This window comes from Acinetobacter sp. S4400-12, assembly GCF_024129495.1.
GTDB lineage: Bacteria > Pseudomonadota > Gammaproteobacteria > Pseudomonadales > Moraxellaceae > Acinetobacter > Acinetobacter lwoffii_C.
The window spans coordinates 1-16,463 of the sequence record NZ_JAMXYB010000005.1 but is presented as its reverse complement, the minus strand read 5'-3'; the positions used below and the strand labels follow the sequence as shown (position 1 = coordinate 16,463).

The following is a 16,463-nucleotide window of genomic DNA, read 5'->3' as shown; positions in this document are numbered from 1 at the left end:
CGCTGAATTTCTAAAGCCCTGCCATTTGGCAGGGCTTTGTATCACCAGATCGGTCGCAGATCTGGTTCATTTAACTTAAATAGGATGTCTATCATGGCAAACTTCGTATTAAACGCAGAAGCACGTGAAGTAGCATTACAAGGGAAAGGTTCGAGCCGCCGCCTTCGCAATGCTGCTAAAGTACCTGCTATCATCTACGGTGGTGCTGCTGAGCCTGTAGCTATTACACTTGAACTTCGTGAGCTTGTTAAAGCTTTAGAAAACAACGCTTTTTTTGAAGAAGTGATTGAAGTTAAAGTAGGTGATAACGTTGAAAACGTGAAAATCCAAGCGTTACAGCGTCACCCAGCTAAAAACACACCAATGCACGCTGACTTCAAACGCGCATAAGTGTTGATGGTGTAAATTAGTGTCTAGTATTTCACTGATTGTCGGTTTGGGTAACCCAGGTTCTGAGTATGCCCAAACCCGCCATAATGCAGGCTTCTGGTTTGTAGAACGTCTTGCAGATCAATATGGCATTAGCCTTAAAAAAGACCCGAAATTTAATGGAATCAGCGGGCGTGGCAATATTGAAGGACAGGATGTTCGTCTTCTCATGCCTACAACCTTTATGAACCTTTCTGGTAAAAGTGTTGTTCCTTTCGCTAAATTCTACAATATCGCACCAGAATCGATCCTGATCGCCCATGATGAACTGGATATGAATCCCGGCATCATTCGCCTAAAAACTGGCGGTGGCCATGGTGGACATAATGGTTTACGCGATATCGTGCCGCATATCGGTGCAAACTTCCATCGTTTACGTATTGGGATTGGTCATCCGGGCACTAAAGAGCGGGTTTCTGGCCATGTTCTGAGTAAGGCACCAAGTAGTGAGCAGGGTTTAATGGATGATGCTATTGCGCACGTACTGGCCCGTACCAAAATGCTGGTTAACGGTGAAGTACAGCAAGCCATGAATCAAATTAATGCCTATAAACCGAACTGAACATTCAATATTGCTGGACAATTACGCTTGCCTTGCAAGGCGTTTAGGCGCAAAATGCGCAAGCCTACTCACTGATCCAGTGCCGTAGAAACTGATTCAACCATAAGGTCAAAATCTTAGGTCAACTAAGGGGACGCTAGCCATGCTATCTCGTTTATTAAAATGCAAAATTCACCGCGCTTTTGTTACACATGCAGAATTACACTATGAAGGTTCATGTGCAATTGATGGCGTTTTAATGGATTTGGCTGGCATTCGTGAATATGAAGAAATTCATGTATGGAACGTGACCAATGGTAAACGCTTTACTACTTATGCAATCCGTGGTGAAGATAATTCCGGAATTATTTCAGTGAATGGTGGTGCAGCACATCAGGCCGATGTTGGCGATATCATCATTATTGCCACCTTTGGTGATTTTACTGAAGCTGAAGCCAATGCACATAAACCACGTCTGGTTTATGCAAATCCGGACAATACGGTGAATCACACTGCTAACTGTATTCCAGTACAAGTAGCGTAATTGATCACTCAAGATTCAAAAGCCCGCATCTTGCGGGCTTTTTTATTGCTAAAAATATTCCCCTTTACAAGAGATCAACTGTCCTGCCACCAGCTTTTACGAGTTTTACAATTCAAGGAGTTAAGCTGCTGATCGACCAGATCCACTAGGACGGCCTCACCATTTTCCTGTACTTTTAATTCAGCAAATTTAGCATTGCGATAACAGGACTCCAGCCCTTCAGCGAACATAAAACTGTTGGCAGCAGGATATAAGCTCTCAAAAGTATTACGGGGATTTTTCAGAACAAGCTTGCTAAATGCTGCTGACCCACCAAGAAGCCTTTGATCAAAACTGGTCGTGATCACTCTGCGCTGTTTATCCAGCTGCACATAACTTAGCACCTGGGACTGATTTTCAAAATCGTCAATACGAAGATCCGAGAAAGATCGTTGGCTACTCTGCCTCGCTGCAGCACCAAAATGCAGCTGATAGCTCAGAACCATATAATCTCCCTGAAGTATAGAGCGTGGATCTACAGGCATCAATTCAACGAACATGCTCTGGCTATTTTTTAAATGCCATTCATGCTGCAAAATCAGTGCACTAAACAAGGCTATATTCAAGATGGCCAAATAAAGAGGAAGAAACTTTTTCATCTGGGCTCCCCTTCTCTACCTTCCAGCATTGGTCGGTTTAAAACATAAGCCAGCAGCAGTACCAGCAGCCCGGATGCAAAAATGCTGAGACTTTTAAAAAGAAAGCTTAGACCCAGATTGTAATACAGCATCCATAACCAGAAGACCAGCAGCAAGATGGACAGCGCCTGTATCCAAACGTGCCGATAAACAATCGCCCATGCCATCAGCAGCAGAATTATTAAAATTTCAAAATAGCCCAGCCAGATTAATACTATTCCCAAGACGGGAACCAGCCACAGGAAATGCCGATTAAATTGCTGTTTATATAGCAGAATAAAGCTCAGTAGCCATATTGCCGGTAAAGCATAAAAAACCATGAGATTTGCAAGATAATGATGATCAGCTGGATGAACCATCCCCTGCTTAAATAAAGTTTGCAATATCGCCATGGCTGCCAGTATGCAGATCATCCATAACTGTATACTTTTGCTATAGCGGGATTCCAGCCAATAGCTGGTACTTATTAAAATAACGATGAGAATCAGATAATTGATTGACATTGCAATCAGCAACAACTGGTCATGCTGTATTTTTGAATAGAAGGCTGCAATCGCTAAAACATGTGCCATTAATAATTGCAACAATACCACCCACCAATGCATACGGCTCCGCATACTCAGCAGCGTAATCCCTAGCTGAATCAGCCAGATCAGCATCAGGCTATCTGTTAGCCACTCCATATGAATCAGAACGGCGGCCTGACCACATAGCCACAAACAATACGCAAACTGGCGCAGAAAAACAGAGTTCCTGGTATGAATCAACCAGCAGGCAGCCACGATAAAAACTGCACCCATAAAAAAAATGGAAAAACTTTTCCAATAGGTCAGTAATAAGGCAGCCAGAATGATTCCAGCAATCCATGCACCTAGCGCCAGTGGAATCACTGAAAACCTGCTTTTGGGGAGGAGCTTCATCAACAAGCCACTGATCCCAGCGAACCAAGCAAAGATCAATACAGCCAGAACCAGCAAGCCTCCGGCTGATTCCTGCAAATAGGACTTGGTCAGATCCAAGATCAGCACACTCATACTCAGCGCGAGTCCAGCCACCAGCAAACTGGTTTCCAGCTGCTTACGAAGGCTGTAAAAATAAGCACTGAATATGAGGGGTAAGCTTAATACCGAACCTAAATACCAGATAGAGTTCGAGTTGATAAACTGGAACATGCTCACTATGGAAACTATCACCACAGCCACAATCAACAGATAACGCAAAACCGAATAAAATCGTAGTGCATAGAAAAAGCTAACACCGGTGAGTACATTCAGAGCCAACCAATAGGCAGGCTCGGCACGTTCCATCCAGAAGCTCTGCTTGAAATACAGATACAGTGCCAACTGGCTAATCACACAAAATAAAGCAAAAACACCAATATTCGGACGATACAACCAAGGCAAGAGCAATAAAGCCCACAGTAAAAAAAGCTGATAACTATCCGCACCTGTTTGATAAATCTGCCCTATCACCGCTAGGCTTAAGCCCAGCATCAGCCCCACAACACCATCTAGACTTTGTCTTACCATTTCTCGTGCGCTAAAGCGTATGCTGAGCAATGCCGAAGTCAGCACTAAGGCTTGTGGAATCAGGAGCTGTACCCACTTGGGAAGCATCCACCAGTTCGCAGCCAGCAGATATACAATACTGACAGCGATCAGCCCAATTCCAATGATCTGTAGGTATTGAATAACAGCAGGTTGAGTAAATAGCAGGGGTGAAAATGGATGGTCTGACTTTATGATTATTTTAGACATTCTGAGCGGTTCAGTTTTATTTGATTTTACCTTAGCATAATTTTTACTGACTCTTCCAGACAGGATCGTTAAATTTTATTTAGCCAGATCCTTGTTTTTATTGATTTTATACTAAAATCAGCAAACTATACATACCATAAAAGGCAACCACGACCAAAATCACACCACACCCTGCCAGCAAATACGGATAAAAACGAGAGTGCGATAAACGGTTAAAACCTAAATACACGATAGATAAGCAAAGAAAGTCCAGTACAACCCAGCTTAAAATCAAAATGATTAAACTCAAATCAAGATTTGGCGTAATCCCGATAAATTGCGGAAAAAAGGCAGCGAAGAAAAGAATATCTTTAGGATTGGAAATTCCGACCAGAAAGCCGCGACGAAAACCGCCGGATGCTGCCGACAGAGACTGATGTCCCTGTACTACCTGACCTTGCCAGACTTCTCGGAAAATCTGCAAGCCCAGATAGCCAATATATATGCAGCCCAATAGCTTGATAGCATCCCACCATTGTTCATTAATGAGCAGCAAGCCTTTTAGACTGAGTACTGATAGAACAATGAGCACCAACGAAGCCAGGTTGGTTCCAAAAATAGTCTGTAATGCATGCCGATAACCACCTTTTAAACCAGCACTGGCGACCAGCAACATAACAGGTCCAGGCATAGCGATCATCATTACGACCGCCAGACAGTACAGCATATATTCACTGATATTCATCCGATTCCTCAGCGACACTTACTCTATTTTTATATTAAAAAAAGAGGACTTAGTCCTCTTCTTGTAAATGAATCAAATGCTGGCCAATGCTATCAGCCCGTAAAAAGGCCAAGTCATAACTGGCTTGGGCCAAGGCCAGCACCCGACGTTCAAACTCCTGCCAAAGAGGACGCACTTGCTTATAATGAATGCCCAGCCCGCTTTCATCGGTGAAATGGCGGTTCTTTTCACACAGCTTTAAAGCATGATACAACTTTCGGCCTTTGCTGGCATCATCACGCAAACGTACACGTTTGGAACGGACAAAGTTTTCTACATGCTTTAAATCAGCATGGGGCAGCATCGGCACTAAAATCTGGTCTAACTGGATATCTAGCCGCTGCCAGACCACGCTATGCTGGTCAGCAGTATAAGTATTCCACTGAATGACTTCATGATTAAAACGGCGACAGCCACGACAGACCGCATCTCCAAATACGGTAGAACAACGCCCTGCACAAGGGGTTAAAGATGCAATACGACGATCCGAACTCAAAACTTACTCCAACTGTGCTGCAATTTTTAGCATTTGCATCATTGTCCCAAAATCTTGGGTCGGCATGACTATACACGCTCTCCTGAATGAATTGAAGCCTGTTAAAAGCCGGTGTTTTACTCGCTTATTCACCCGAATCACGTTAAAATATGCGCCTTTTAAACTATCATGCTACGTTGGAGTATTCCATGAACGCTACTGTAGAACAGCTTGCACCTGTAGAACAGCAAGCGACGACTGGTTGGGTTGTTGCCGCACTTTATCAATTCAAAGAAGTTCAGAATCCTGCGGATCTGCAACAACGTCTTTTGGACTTGGTAAATACCATCAACCTTTGCGGTACTCTGATTGTGGCAGGTGAAGGCATTAACGGCACAGTGGCGGGTGACCGTGCTGCCATTGATCAAGTTCATCAGTTCCTGCTTGATGAAGGCTTTGAACAGATGGAATATAAAGAGTCACACAGCTCTGACAAACCCTTCCGGAAAATGAAAATCAAGCTGAAACAAGAAATCGTGACCTTGGGCGTAGAAGTGAAACCACGCGATTTGGTCGGCCACTATCTGGACCCTAAAGAATGGAACAAGCTGATCGCACGTGATGACGTGATTCTCGTCGACACCCGTAACGATTACGAATATAAAGCCGGTACATTTAAAGGCGCGATTGATCCGAAAACTGAAACTTTCCGTGAATTCCCGGAATACGTGAAAAATAATCTGGAACAACACAAAGATAAGAAAATTGCCATGTTCTGTACTGGCGGAATTCGCTGTGAAAAATCAACTTCTCTCTTGCTTCAAGAAGGCTTTACCGAAGTTTATCACCTGAAAGGCGGCATCTTAAAATACCTGGAAGAGACACCACCTGAAGAAAGCATGTGGGAAGGTGAATGTTTCGTATTTGATGGCCGTACTGCGGTCACACATGGCATGGAAGAAGGCCAGAACACCAAATGTCACGCCTGTGGCTGGCCGTTGAGTCCAGAAGAAGTAGCACTACCGAGCTATGAACATGGTGTTTCCTGCGTGTACTGCATTGATAAAACCACCGAGAAGCAAAAAGAAGGTTTCCGCATGCGTCAATCGCAAATTCTGGCGGCAAAACGTAAACGTCTTTAAACCCAGCTTTGTAAACAAATATATATAAGCCCTCTTCGGAGGGCTTTTTATTTACATAAAAACACATCCGCAATAAAAAGCTTACTAATTATTTACCAAGACACGCATTTTTTTCAGATCAAGCTTGCTAGTCTTATAACCAAGCACCTTTAAACACCTAAGTCTTTCATTAATAACTAAATATTTAAAATGAAAAGGAACGTAAAATGACGAGTTCACTTGCACCGGATTCTGAAAATATTGTCAGATTCCAGACTCAAGAAAATATAAAATTACAGCGAATGAATCAGGTTAGTGAGGAACTGGAACGCCAGTCACATTTATTTATTGTCATTCTAGGTACCGTGATTGGGGCAATTTTAGCCCTGTTTGTCAGTTATCACATTAATGCTACTGCGGTACATTTTTTATTGCTAAGTGTTTTACCCATCTGTTTAGCATATCTATTACGTAAAGTTTATATCTACACCTTAAGTCACAGTTAATTACTGCGATCTCAGTTATATATCTCAACTTTACTGTATAAAAAATACTCCTTAGCATATAGGGATTATTTTTTATTGACTTATTTACCATGAATCTAACCGAATGGATTATCTCTGTCATGGAAAAGCTGGGCTACCTCGGTATTGCCCTGCTAATGTTTCTAGACAATGTCTTCCCTCCTATTCCCTCTGAAATCATTATGCCCTCTGCAGGCTATTCAGCTTCTCAAGGCCAATTGCTTCTAAGCGGAGTGATTATTGCTGGCTCTTTCGGTTCCTTAATCGCTGCCGCTCTCTTGTACTGGATTGGCTATAAATTCAATCATGACAGTATTTTCAAATTCGTCGACCGTTATGGCAAACTCCTGTTTATCAAATCCAAAGATGTTAAAACATCTCTGCAATGGTTTGAAAAGTATGGGCATCGGATTGTATTTTTTGGCCGCATGGTGCCTGCTGTACGCTCCCTGATCAGCATTCCTGCTGGCATGAGCGGTATGCCTTTCTGGAAATTCATGTTCTATAGCAGTTTAGGAACGGTCATCTGGACCACATTTCTGGCCTGTGTCGGTTTTTATTTTGGTGAGAATCAGCAACTGATGCAGCAAATCTTCAGCAAAGTTAGTTATGTAATTCTCTCTATCGTCCTAGTGCTGATTAGCTGGATGTTATACCGTAGACACCAGCGTAAAAATCAGCCATCCTGAATCGGACTCTACAAAAGGAGGCTAGAACAATGTCGCATTATCTAAAATATTTTGCCACTATTTATCTTGCCTTGGTGATATTGATTGGCATCCTCATCTATATATTGAATCTGGGAGTCATTATCCTGATCCCGGCCCTGATTGCTGCGGCTTTCCTGAGTGCCCGCCATTTTGTAAAAACACAACAGCGTTTACCCAGCAAAGAAGAGAAAAGTAAACTGGTATGGGGGTCGACCACCATCGCGATGGCTTTCGGGTTTATTTTTCTATTTGTCATGATCTGGCTTCATCCACAAACTGAAGAAGTTTTCCGAACTACCGCTTATGCAGGCAGAGGCCCAAATTCATTTTTGGTCGCCGCCCTGATTGGCTTACATGGCTTAGTCTTTCATATCGCTTATAATGGCTATGCCCGCTACAGTCTGGCCAAATTGCTAAAGAAACCTACTTAAAATTGGCCTTTACCTGGATGGGTGTCAAAATACTGGCTGGTATCAAATGGCACTCATCCAGTTTATGCCAATGTATCTTGCTGAATATTATAATTCTTAGATTAGCATTTTAATAAAACAGCAAAACTCACTGACCTTCTTCCTTCAGGTTAAGTGGACACAATACATATCCTATTTAAGATAATAAAGTCGATTGACACTTCATCGATGTTTGCGACATGCAAGATAGATCCGGCAAGATTTTTAGCTGACGTGAGGCAGGAAATTTCGCCCTTTTAACTGGAGGACGCATAACGAAATAGCAGCAAAAAATATGCTAATTGATCCTCTACGCAGTATGACTGCAATATGAGCTGCTGATGTAGCAACCTCAATCAAATTTGCACAAGAAGCAATATTTACCCAGTAACGGAGGAGAAAAAAAGCTGGTTTGGGGCTGTCTCGGGAGTCAGTGTAGTGCTGAGCCTGAGCATCATGGTTGTTGTAGCCGGTATTCCAGAAGAGAGAAATCTTACGCGAGATGCTGTACTGGCATTATGCTTCGGCGAACTTAGCAAAAATAATCTTAAAGCCATTCAGATAAAGTCACAACTAAAACCATTGGCTTATCACCAGAATAGCGAGAAATAAAAAAAAGCACCCAATGGTGCTTTTTTTATTTTACAGAATTATTCTGGTGTGTGATACATCAGATATAACTCATTCAGGTTTTCCGGGATTTCTTCTGCAAGTTCATCCATAAGCTGACCATTGCGACGGAAAGACTCCATTTGCGGATCTTCTTTATCAATGCCACTAAACACCATAATTGGCAGAGTCAAATCTACCAGCTGTTCTTCAAACTCTTCAGTGAACCAGGCTTCTTCGTTCAGGAACATGGCGTCAACAAAACCTACACTCCAGTCCCCCAGACTAGAATCGGTATCTGCTTCTTCAATCTCAAAGGGGAAACTGATTCCTTCTTCGTTGGCCAAGCTTTGACGAATTGCCTCTAACCATGTTTTTACCTGATTGATGATTTCTGCAGGTACTTTTTTCTGGTTACCTTCAAACAGCTCATCTAACCATTTGTCGAACTGCGGGCCGACAGCAATTGCACACAGGAAACCATGAGTTGCTGCAAAATCCAGACCATACTCATTTTGGTCGCCATCCAGATATTCACTCAACTGGTCTAAATCTAAAGCACTCATTTCATATCCAAACTTAGAAAACCGAAGGGTTTAGCATAGCATTTATTCAGTCCATGCTAAATCCAAATCGGCTAATCTTCCTCATCGAAATCGTCATCATCGTCGAAGTCGTAGTCAAAATCTTTGAGTTCACGTTCCAGTCGGCGCTGAGACAACAACTCATCGATCAGACGGCGTTTTTCCAATGATTCTTTCGCACTCAGCTTACTTGATGCTTCATCAAAATTAACGTCATCATCACCGTAGCTATCGTCCAGCTCAAAATCTGTTGAAGACACTAAAACTACCTCGTAGTGAAAAATATAATGGGTCTAGGCGCTATTTATCTTGCCTTCTAAAACTTGTCAAGTTTTATTTATATATTTTGTATGTGTATACCAATTGGCTCTTGTTTTTCTACTACATAATTGTGTATTAATTAGCATATTAGGTATTGAATGTTTTTCATCCACCAGATAAAAGACATTTCTATAAAATAAGATCAGGAAATGCACTTGAAAAGATAAACTTAGGCCTAATATTCATATTCAATTGTACTTTCAAACATTTTGATAAAATCATGCTTGACTGATCAATTCCAAAATTATTTCAGTGAATTGTGCTATGATGCACGGTTTTTCACTGCCACAGATTCAACGAGAGTAAGCAAAGATGAGCGATATGACTTCCCCTACTTCTCAAGTAGCGGCTCTGATTAGCCGAGGCAAAGAACAAGGTTACTTAACCTTCGCTGAGGTTAACGATCATCTCCCGGACTCCATCACAGAAAGCGAACAGATTGAAGACATCATTCAAATGCTGAATGACGTGGGTATTCCTGTCCATGACCGCGCTCCTGAATCTGATGATGCGATGTTTGAGGATAATGCAGAAGCTGCCGATGAAGTTGCAGAAGAAGAAGCTGCAGCGGTACTTGCATCTGTAGAAAATGAACCAGGTCGTACCACTGACCCTGTGCGCATGTATATGCGTGAAATGGGGACGGTTGAGCTCTTAACGCGTGAAGGCGAAATTAGCATTGCAAAACGGATTGAAGAAGGTATCCGTGACATTCTGCACTCGATTGCTTACTGGCCAAATGCAGTGGGCGTTGTACTCCAAGAATATAAAGATTATGAAGCCGGCGAACGTCGTCTGGCTGACATTCTGTCAGGGTATTTAGACCCTGAAACTGATGAAGCAATTCCAGAAGTTATCGAAGAGGAAGCTGAGCTTCCAGAGGAAAAAGCATCTGCCGCCAAGTCCACCAAAGAAGTAAAACTGGATGATGACGAGGAAGAGGAAGAAGCTGAAACTGAAGAGGAATCTGAAGCAGATTCAGGTCCGGACCCAGAAATTGCCAGAGCCCGCTTTACTGAACTTTCAGATGCCTGGAAAAACACCAAGGCGGTTCTGGAAAAACACGGCCGCAATAGTAAAGAAGGCGAAGAAGCCCTGCAAGCACTCGCATCTGTGTTCATGATGTTCAAATTTACACCGCGCCTGTTTGATCTGATTTCTGAAATGATTCGTGGTACGCATGAGCAGATCCGTAGTGCAGAACGTGAAGTGATGCGTTATGCAGTCCGTCGTGGCCGTATGGACCGTACCCAGTTCCGTACGACATTCCCGGGCCAGGAATCAAATCCAGCCTGGTTAGATGAGCAAATCGCAAAAGCACCTGCTGATCAGAAAGGCTATCTGGAAAAGGTTCGTGCTGACGTACTGGCCTTCCAGCAAAAAATTGCAGATATTGAAAATGAGCTTGGCTTAAGCGTTCGTGACATCAAAGAGATTGCGAAACGTATGGCGGTAGGTGAAGCAAAAGCGCGTCGTGCCAAGAAAGAAATGGTGGAAGCGAACTTGCGTCTGGTGATTTCGATTGCCAAGAAATACACTAACCGCGGCTTGCAGTTCCTAGATCTGATTCAGGAAGGTAACATCGGTCTGATGAAGGCTGTAGACAAGTTCGAATACCGTCGTGGTTACAAGTTCTCGACCTATGCCACCTGGTGGATTCGTCAGGCGATTACCCGTTCAATCGCAGACCAGGCACGTACTATCCGTATTCCAGTACACATGATTGAAACTATAAACAAGATCAACCGTGTATCGCGTCAATTGCTTCAGGAAATGGGCCGCGAACCGACTCCTGAAGAACTGGGCGAACGTCTGGAAATGGACGAGGTTAAAGTACGTAAAGTACTGAAAATCGCCAAAGAGCCGATTTCGATGGAAACACCAATCGGTGATGATGAAGATTCGCATCTGGGTGATTTCATTGAGGATAGCAACATCACTTCACCAGTTGATGCAGCAACCTCAGAAGGCTTGAAAGAAGCAACCCGTGAAGTTCTGGAAAATCTGACTGAGCGTGAAGCGAAAGTCCTGAAAATGCGTTTCGGTATCGACATGCCAACGGATCACACGCTGGAAGAAGTCGGTAAACAATTTGACGTAACCCGTGAACGTATCCGTCAGATTGAAGCGAAAGCACTACGTAAATTACGCCACCCTTCCCGTTCTGAACACCTGCGTTCATTCCTGGAAAACGACTAATTCTTAACGCGTGATGGGGACTTGAAAGATTGCTATGGGTCTCCATTATGTATTTAAGAGAATCTCAAAGCCTGCTCTTTTGCAGGCTTTGTCTATAAAATTTGAGGTGAACTATGATAGACCGCACTCCATCTCGCGAACTCCGTGAAGATCTTTGGGTATTTCCAATGGACTACCCAATTAAACTCATTGGTAATGCAGGTACAGAATTGCACGGTGCTGTCGTAGAAATTTTAGTGAAGCATTTTCCTGAATTTGACCAGACGACTTTAAAAGTGCAGCCGTCGCGTACAGGTAAATATCACTCTATTACTGCGCAGCTTCGCTTTGAAGAGCTTGACCAAGTTCATGCGCTTTATGCGGATCTTGCAGCTTGCGAACATATTCGCACAGCGCTGTAATCAGCATGATAAAAAAAAGCACGCAAATCTGCGTGCTTTTTTATGCGCTTTACGCCATGAGCCACAATAAAAATAGAACTCGGAGCCTACCCTATTGCTCTATTGGGCTTGCAATTCATTATAATGAATCTGATAGATTTGACCCAAAAAGGACTTTCACAGCGTGGCTGAAACTGTTCAAAAACCTGAATTGATTATCCGTCAGTACAACCAACTGACGGCTTATGAAGACCGTTTTCTGGAAATGAAACATTTTACCGAAAACCGTGATACTCATACCCCGGATGAGCTGTGGATCTTACAGCACCATGATGTATTAACCCAAGGTCAGGCGGGTAAACCGGAACATATCCTGGTTCCTAGTAATATTCCTGTTATACAAACAGATCGTGGCGGTCAGGTCACCTGGCATGGTCCGGGGCAGCTGGTGGCCTATTTTATGTTTGACCTAAATCGTCTCGGCTGGAATGTGCGTACACTGGTGTCCTATGCCGAACAGCTGATGATTGACCTGTTAAAAAAATATGGTATAGAAGCCTATGCCAAAGCTAATGCACCGGGTGTTTATGTCGCAGAACGCAAGATAGGTTCTTTGGGCTTTAAAATCCGTAAAGGGCGTTCTTACCATGGCTTGGCACTCAATATTGACTGCGAATTGACCGGCTTCCAGACCATCAATCCCTGTGGCTACGCTGGGCTGGAAATGGTTCGAATCCATGACCTGCTGAGTCATCCACCTACATTTGCCGACTTGTGTCAAGATATTATTGAAAGTTTAAGCAGCAGCGGTTACTTTACACACATTAATATTGAACAAAAATAAAGCCTTTGCATTTCACCTTTAAATAAATTAGAGTATTTACTCTAAACAAATAATACCAAGATAAGGATTATCATGTGATTGCGAAGAAATCCGTAAAACCTGCTTTGCAGCTTGCCTATGTCAAACTGATGATGGATATCATCGGTCGCGGTCTGGTCATGGCCAGTCAGGTAGATGCAGAAATCCAACAGGAAATCACCCAGTTTCCTGCCAATTTTAGCCTTTCAATGAACGTATTTCCGAATGGCCCGGCCTTTGTTGCCAGAGTGACTGAAAACCATCAACTGGAGTTGGTGAAGAACAGCAAGATTAAACCCGATCTCACCATTACCTTTAAGCATTTACACCATGCCTTTCTGGTATTTTCTTTTCAGGAAAGTACTTCACAGGCTTTTGCCAATGACCGGATGATTGCGGATGGCGATATTTCCAATGCGATCCGTCTGGTACGCTGCCTCAATAAAATGGAAGCGTTGATTTTACCGAAATTAGTAGCCGAACTGGCTGTCAAAGAATATCCAAGCGATTTGAGTTTAAAAGAAAAATTAACTGGAGCTGCTAATATCTATCTCAAAGTAGCCCAATCTTATTTCAAGCGGAGTGCATAACCCATGGCCAAACCATATTACGAATTCTTCTGCCCGGTCAAAGTCATTGCCGGTCATGCCGCGTTAGAACATATTCCATTTGAACTGGCTACCTTGGGAGCAAAGCGTCCACTGATCATTACCGATAAAGGGGTACGCGCCAACAATCTGCTTATACCGATTGAAGACGCTTTTGAATCTGCCGATGCCGTGATTGCGGGCATTTTCGATGATGTTCCGCCAGATTCGAGTCTGGAAACAGTACGCAAGGCTGCAAAGTTATATCGTGATCAGAACTGTGATGCCATTATTGCAGTTGGGGGCGGTTCAGTCATTGATACTTCAAAAGCGACCAATATTCTAGTCTCTGAAGGCGGTAATGATTTACTGAAATACTCAGGTGCACATAACCTGCCTAAACCGCTCAAGCCTTTCTTTGTGATTCCGACGACCTCAGGCACTGGCTCAGAAGTGACCATGATCGCTGTTGTGTCAGATACTGAAAAGAATGTCAAAATGCCGTTTGCCTCTTATTATCTGATGCCGCATGCAGCAATTCTTGATCCGCGCATGACCCAAACGCTCCCCCCACATCTTACAGCAATGACAGCGATGGATGCCATGACCCATGCAGTAGAGGCCTATACCTGCATGGCAGCCAATCCAATTTCAGATGCTTATGCCACCGCAGCAATTAAAAAGATTAGCGCACACCTGTTTAATGTTCTGGACACGCCAACCGATGCACAAGGACGCTTAGAGCTGGCTCAGGCATCGACCATGGCCGGTATTGCCTTTTCTAACTCTATGGTGGGACTGGTTCATTCACTCGGTCATTCCTTAGGTGCGGTCGCGCACCTGCCGCATGGTTTATGTATGAACCTGTTCCTGCCTTATGTGCTGGAATACAACAAAGAGGTCAATGGAGAGAGAATTGCCGATTTACTCCTGCCTCTGGCCGGTGCAGATATTTATGCACAAACACCAGCGCATTTACGTGCTGATAAAACCATCGCGATGATTATGACAATGCGTGACCGCATTTATAGTCTGACTAAATTACCGCGGACTTTAAGTGAAACTGGCAAGATTTCTGAAGCACAACTGGATGAAGTGGCGGAAAAAGCCTTGAATGATGGGTCAATCATTTACAACCCGAAAGAAGCCACGCTAGAAGATTTGAAATCTATCTTAAAAAAGGCTTGGTAATTACTGAAAAATAAGCCAATATAGCGAAAATTTTAGCCTGATGTTTTTTTAAACATCAGGCTTTTATCTTGCATGAACGCTATTTTTTAAGAAACAGCATATTTTTGCAGTTCTAAAGTTAAAAATAGCTAGTAAAAGCCATCATTTTGGAATAAATTGGCGCACTTTTACAGAAAAATGTAGGGGGGATCGTTCGTCTCAAACGATCCTTATTTAATATGACTGATCCTTGATCAACGATTAAGAGGATAACGCCGTTGACTAATTTCTCTGGGACTCAATCGGCAGCTAAACTGCAAAAAACGCTAGGACTCTGGCACATCATTATTATTGGTTTGGCTTATATTCAGCCAATGACCTTATTTGATACTTTCGGTTTAGTATCAGAAGCAAGTCACTTCCATGTTCCTACTTCTTACATCATTGCCCTGATTGCAATTTTGTTTACTTCGATCAGTTATGGTCATATGATCCGTCGCTATCCCTCTTCGGGTTCAGCCTATACCTATGCGCAAAAATCAATTCATCCAAATATTGGCTTCATGGTCGGCTGGTCGTCGTGGTTGGATTATCTGTTATCACCGATGGTCAATATCATCCTGGCGGTCATCTATCTGAAGGCCTTGTTCCCGGATATTAACCCCTGGGTTTGGGTGGTAGCTTTGACGGCCTTTATGACCGGGATCAACCTGCGTGGTGTGCGTTTTGTCGCTAACTTTAACAGTATGATTGTCTTGATCCAGTTAATCGTGATCGCGGCCTTTACCTGGATGGTATATACCAAGCTCCAGGCCGGTTTCAATGCTGAAGGTCTAATTACTGCGGAACAGCGTTATCAGTTATGGAGTATGGAACCGTTCTGGAATGAGTTAACCTCGGTCGGCGCCCTGATTACAGGAGCTACCCTGCTATGTTTCTCTTTCACCGGATTTGACTCTTTAAGTTCACTGGCGGAAGAAACCAAAGATACCGAGAAAACCCTGCCTAAGGCAATTTTCTTAACCGCTTTAATTGCCGGTGTGATCTTCATTATCAGTACCTACTTCATGCAGCTCTATTTCCCGTCAGCACCGGGGACTTACTTTAAGAATATTGCCGAGACCCAGCCAGAAATTCTGTTACTGGTCGGTGGCTCGCTGTTCCAGTCTTATGTACTGGCATTTGCGATCGTAACGGTGATGGCATCCGGCATTTCTGCACATGCCGGTGTATCGCGTTTAATGTATGTGATGGGTCGCGATGGTGTAATCAACAAGAAAATCTTTGGTCATATCAGCCCACGTAACTTCACCCCGTCTTACAATATTATGATTGTGGGTGCTGTGGCGCTGACTGCGGGCTTCATGGATCTGGATATCGTGATTTCCATGATCAGCTTTGGTGCATTGACTGCATTTACTTTTGTAAACCTGTCTGTCATTTCACGCTATGCTTTGCGTGATGGCCGGACCAAAACAGCAAAAGATATTTTCAGCTTTGTGGTTATTCCTCTACTGGGCTTCATCAGTGTTTTTGCCATGTGGCTGGAAATTGAAGAAACTGCACTGAAATATGGTTTATGGTGGGCGATGTTTGGTATTTTGTACTTGGGTTATAGAACCAAGGGCTTTAAGCACCCAGCTCCTCAACATAACGAATTTGAATAATGTTGTCTTGTCCTGAAATAGATTGACAGTATTCCACTTCAAACCGAGTTATGCAATTAGCTCGGTTTTAGTTTGCTCATACGTCTGATTCGGG

General features: G+C 43.3%; 19 protein-coding genes. 13 read left to right on the top strand and 6 right to left on the bottom strand.

What is annotated here, in order from left to right:
- Positions 1 to 93 precede the first annotated feature (93 nt).
- The 3 genes from rplY (at position 94) to panD (ending at position 1,514) form a co-directional block, all read left to right on the top strand.
- Positions 94 to 390 (top strand): 50S ribosomal protein L25, encoded by a 297-nt coding sequence (gene rplY / locus NI461_RS03930; RefSeq protein ID WP_151204081.1) that lies wholly within the window; start codon positions 94 to 96, stop codon positions 388 to 390.
- A 19-nt stretch (positions 391 to 409) separates the two neighbouring features.
- On the top strand, positions 410 to 991 hold the full coding sequence (gene pth / locus NI461_RS03925; protein WP_151204080.1) for an aminoacyl-tRNA hydrolase: 582 nt from the start codon (positions 410 to 412) through the stop codon (positions 989 to 991).
- 142 nt (positions 992 to 1,133) lie between these two features.
- On the top strand, positions 1,134 to 1,514 hold the full coding sequence (gene panD, locus NI461_RS03920) for an aspartate 1-decarboxylase (protein ID WP_151204079.1): 381 nt from the start codon (positions 1,134 to 1,136) through the stop codon (positions 1,512 to 1,514).
- Positions 1,515 to 1,588: 74 nt separating this feature from the next.
- Here the strand turns inward: panD and NI461_RS03915 are convergent, their stop codons facing one another.
- The 4 genes from NI461_RS03915 to NI461_RS03900 form a co-directional block, all read right to left on the bottom strand.
- Complete coding sequence (locus NI461_RS03915) at positions 1,589 to 2,152, bottom strand: GDYXXLXY domain-containing protein (protein ID WP_253156616.1); 564 nt, start codon at positions 2,150 to 2,152, stop codon at positions 1,589 to 1,591.
- Entirely contained in the window at positions 2,149 to 3,948 is a 1,800-nt protein-coding gene (locus tag NI461_RS03910) for a DUF2157 domain-containing protein (protein WP_253156615.1), read from the bottom strand. The genes NI461_RS03915 and NI461_RS03910 overlap by 4 nt, the downstream gene beginning before the upstream one ends.
- A gap of 106 nt (positions 3,949 to 4,054) precedes the next feature.
- On the bottom strand, positions 4,055 to 4,672 hold the full coding sequence (locus tag NI461_RS03905) for a LysE family translocator (protein ID WP_253156614.1): 618 nt from the start codon (positions 4,670 to 4,672) through the stop codon (positions 4,055 to 4,057).
- Between the two features lie 49 nt (positions 4,673 to 4,721).
- Complete coding sequence (locus NI461_RS03900; protein WP_151204075.1) at positions 4,722 to 5,207, bottom strand: DUF1289 domain-containing protein; 486 nt, start codon at positions 5,205 to 5,207, stop codon at positions 4,722 to 4,724.
- A gap of 188 nt (positions 5,208 to 5,395) precedes the next feature.
- Here NI461_RS03900 and NI461_RS03895 point away from each other — a divergent pair, with 188 nt between their 5' ends.
- The 4 genes from NI461_RS03895 (at position 5,396) to NI461_RS03880 (ending at position 7,972) form a co-directional block, all read left to right on the top strand.
- A complete protein-coding gene (locus NI461_RS03895) occupies positions 5,396 to 6,328 on the top strand; it encodes a rhodanese-related sulfurtransferase (protein ID WP_253156613.1) in 933 nt (310 codons plus the stop codon).
- A 206-nt stretch (positions 6,329 to 6,534) separates the two neighbouring features.
- Positions 6,535 to 6,813 (top strand): FUSC family protein, encoded by a 279-nt coding sequence (locus NI461_RS03890; protein WP_253156612.1) that lies wholly within the window; start codon positions 6,535 to 6,537, stop codon positions 6,811 to 6,813.
- Between the two features lie 89 nt (positions 6,814 to 6,902).
- Positions 6,903 to 7,520, top strand: coding sequence for a DedA family protein (locus NI461_RS03885; RefSeq protein ID WP_253156611.1), 618 nt, complete (start codon positions 6,903 to 6,905; stop codon positions 7,518 to 7,520).
- A gap of 29 nt (positions 7,521 to 7,549) precedes the next feature.
- Entirely contained in the window at positions 7,550 to 7,972 is a 423-nt protein-coding gene (locus tag NI461_RS03880) for an ABZJ_00895 family protein (RefSeq protein WP_253150856.1), read from the top strand.
- A 668-nt stretch (positions 7,973 to 8,640) separates the two neighbouring features.
- Here the strand turns inward: NI461_RS03880 and NI461_RS03875 are convergent.
- On the bottom strand, positions 8,641 to 9,165 hold the full coding sequence (locus NI461_RS03875; protein ID WP_253156610.1) for a YecA family protein: 525 nt from the start codon (positions 9,163 to 9,165) through the stop codon (positions 8,641 to 8,643).
- 71 nt (positions 9,166 to 9,236) lie between these two features.
- Positions 9,237 to 9,443: a PA3496 family putative envelope integrity protein gene (locus NI461_RS03870; RefSeq protein WP_151204069.1), complete on the bottom strand. Its 207-nt coding sequence runs from the start codon at positions 9,441 to 9,443 to the stop codon at positions 9,237 to 9,239.
- 373 nt (positions 9,444 to 9,816) lie between these two features.
- On the opposite strand from NI461_RS03870, the gene rpoD reads away from it, so the two are divergent.
- From rpoD to NI461_RS03840, 6 genes are all read left to right on the top strand, one after another.
- Positions 9,817 to 11,703 (top strand): RNA polymerase sigma factor RpoD, encoded by a 1,887-nt coding sequence (rpoD, locus tag NI461_RS03865; protein WP_151204068.1) that lies wholly within the window; start codon positions 9,817 to 9,819, stop codon positions 11,701 to 11,703.
- Between the two features lie 113 nt (positions 11,704 to 11,816).
- Positions 11,817 to 12,104, top strand: a complete 288-nt coding sequence (locus tag NI461_RS03860) for a DUF493 domain-containing protein (protein ID WP_151204067.1) — start codon at positions 11,817 to 11,819, stop codon at positions 12,102 to 12,104.
- Positions 12,105 to 12,267: 163 nt separating this feature from the next.
- On the top strand, positions 12,268 to 12,927 hold the full coding sequence (gene lipB, locus NI461_RS03855; RefSeq protein WP_253156609.1) for a lipoyl(octanoyl) transferase LipB: 660 nt from the start codon (positions 12,268 to 12,270) through the stop codon (positions 12,925 to 12,927).
- A 74-nt stretch (positions 12,928 to 13,001) separates the two neighbouring features.
- Positions 13,002 to 13,535, top strand: a complete 534-nt coding sequence (locus tag NI461_RS03850) for a hypothetical protein (RefSeq protein ID WP_151205825.1) — start codon at positions 13,002 to 13,004, stop codon at positions 13,533 to 13,535.
- Between the two features lie 3 nt (positions 13,536 to 13,538).
- On the top strand, positions 13,539 to 14,723 hold the full coding sequence (locus NI461_RS03845; protein WP_253156608.1) for an iron-containing alcohol dehydrogenase: 1,185 nt from the start codon (positions 13,539 to 13,541) through the stop codon (positions 14,721 to 14,723).
- A 257-nt stretch (positions 14,724 to 14,980) separates the two neighbouring features.
- Positions 14,981 to 16,369 carry an APC family permease gene (locus NI461_RS03840; RefSeq protein ID WP_151204063.1) on the top strand — a complete coding sequence of 463 codons (1,389 nt, stop codon included), beginning with the start codon at positions 14,981 to 14,983 and terminating at the stop codon, positions 16,367 to 16,369.
- Positions 16,370 to 16,463 lie beyond the last annotated feature (94 nt).

Coding starts and splice junctions, on each gene's coding strand:
- rplY (WP_151204081.1), top strand. CDS start 94: ATGGCAAACTTCGTATTAAACGCAGAAGCACGTGAAGTAGCATTACAA.
- panD (WP_151204079.1), top strand. CDS start 1,134: ATGCTATCTCGTTTATTAAAATGCAAAATTCACCGCGCTTTTGTTACA.
- NI461_RS03915 (WP_253156616.1), bottom strand. CDS start 2,152: ATGAAAAAGTTTCTTCCTCTTTATTTGGCCATCTTGAATATAGCCTTG.
- NI461_RS03910 (WP_253156615.1), bottom strand. CDS start 3,948: ATGTCTAAAATAATCATAAAGTCAGACCATCCATTTTCACCCCTGCTA.
- NI461_RS03905 (WP_253156614.1), bottom strand. CDS start 4,672: ATGAATATCAGTGAATATATGCTGTACTGTCTGGCGGTCGTAATGATG.
- NI461_RS03895 (WP_253156613.1), top strand. CDS start 5,396: ATGAACGCTACTGTAGAACAGCTTGCACCTGTAGAACAGCAAGCGACG.
- NI461_RS03890 (WP_253156612.1), top strand. CDS start 6,535: ATGACGAGTTCACTTGCACCGGATTCTGAAAATATTGTCAGATTCCAG.
- NI461_RS03885 (WP_253156611.1), top strand. CDS start 6,903: ATGAATCTAACCGAATGGATTATCTCTGTCATGGAAAAGCTGGGCTAC.
- NI461_RS03880 (WP_253150856.1), top strand. CDS start 7,550: ATGTCGCATTATCTAAAATATTTTGCCACTATTTATCTTGCCTTGGTG.
- NI461_RS03875 (WP_253156610.1), bottom strand. CDS start 9,165: ATGAGTGCTTTAGATTTAGACCAGTTGAGTGAATATCTGGATGGCGAC.
- rpoD (WP_151204068.1), top strand. CDS start 9,817: ATGAGCGATATGACTTCCCCTACTTCTCAAGTAGCGGCTCTGATTAGC.
- NI461_RS03860 (WP_151204067.1), top strand. CDS start 11,817: ATGATAGACCGCACTCCATCTCGCGAACTCCGTGAAGATCTTTGGGTA.
- NI461_RS03845 (WP_253156608.1), top strand. CDS start 13,539: ATGGCCAAACCATATTACGAATTCTTCTGCCCGGTCAAAGTCATTGCC.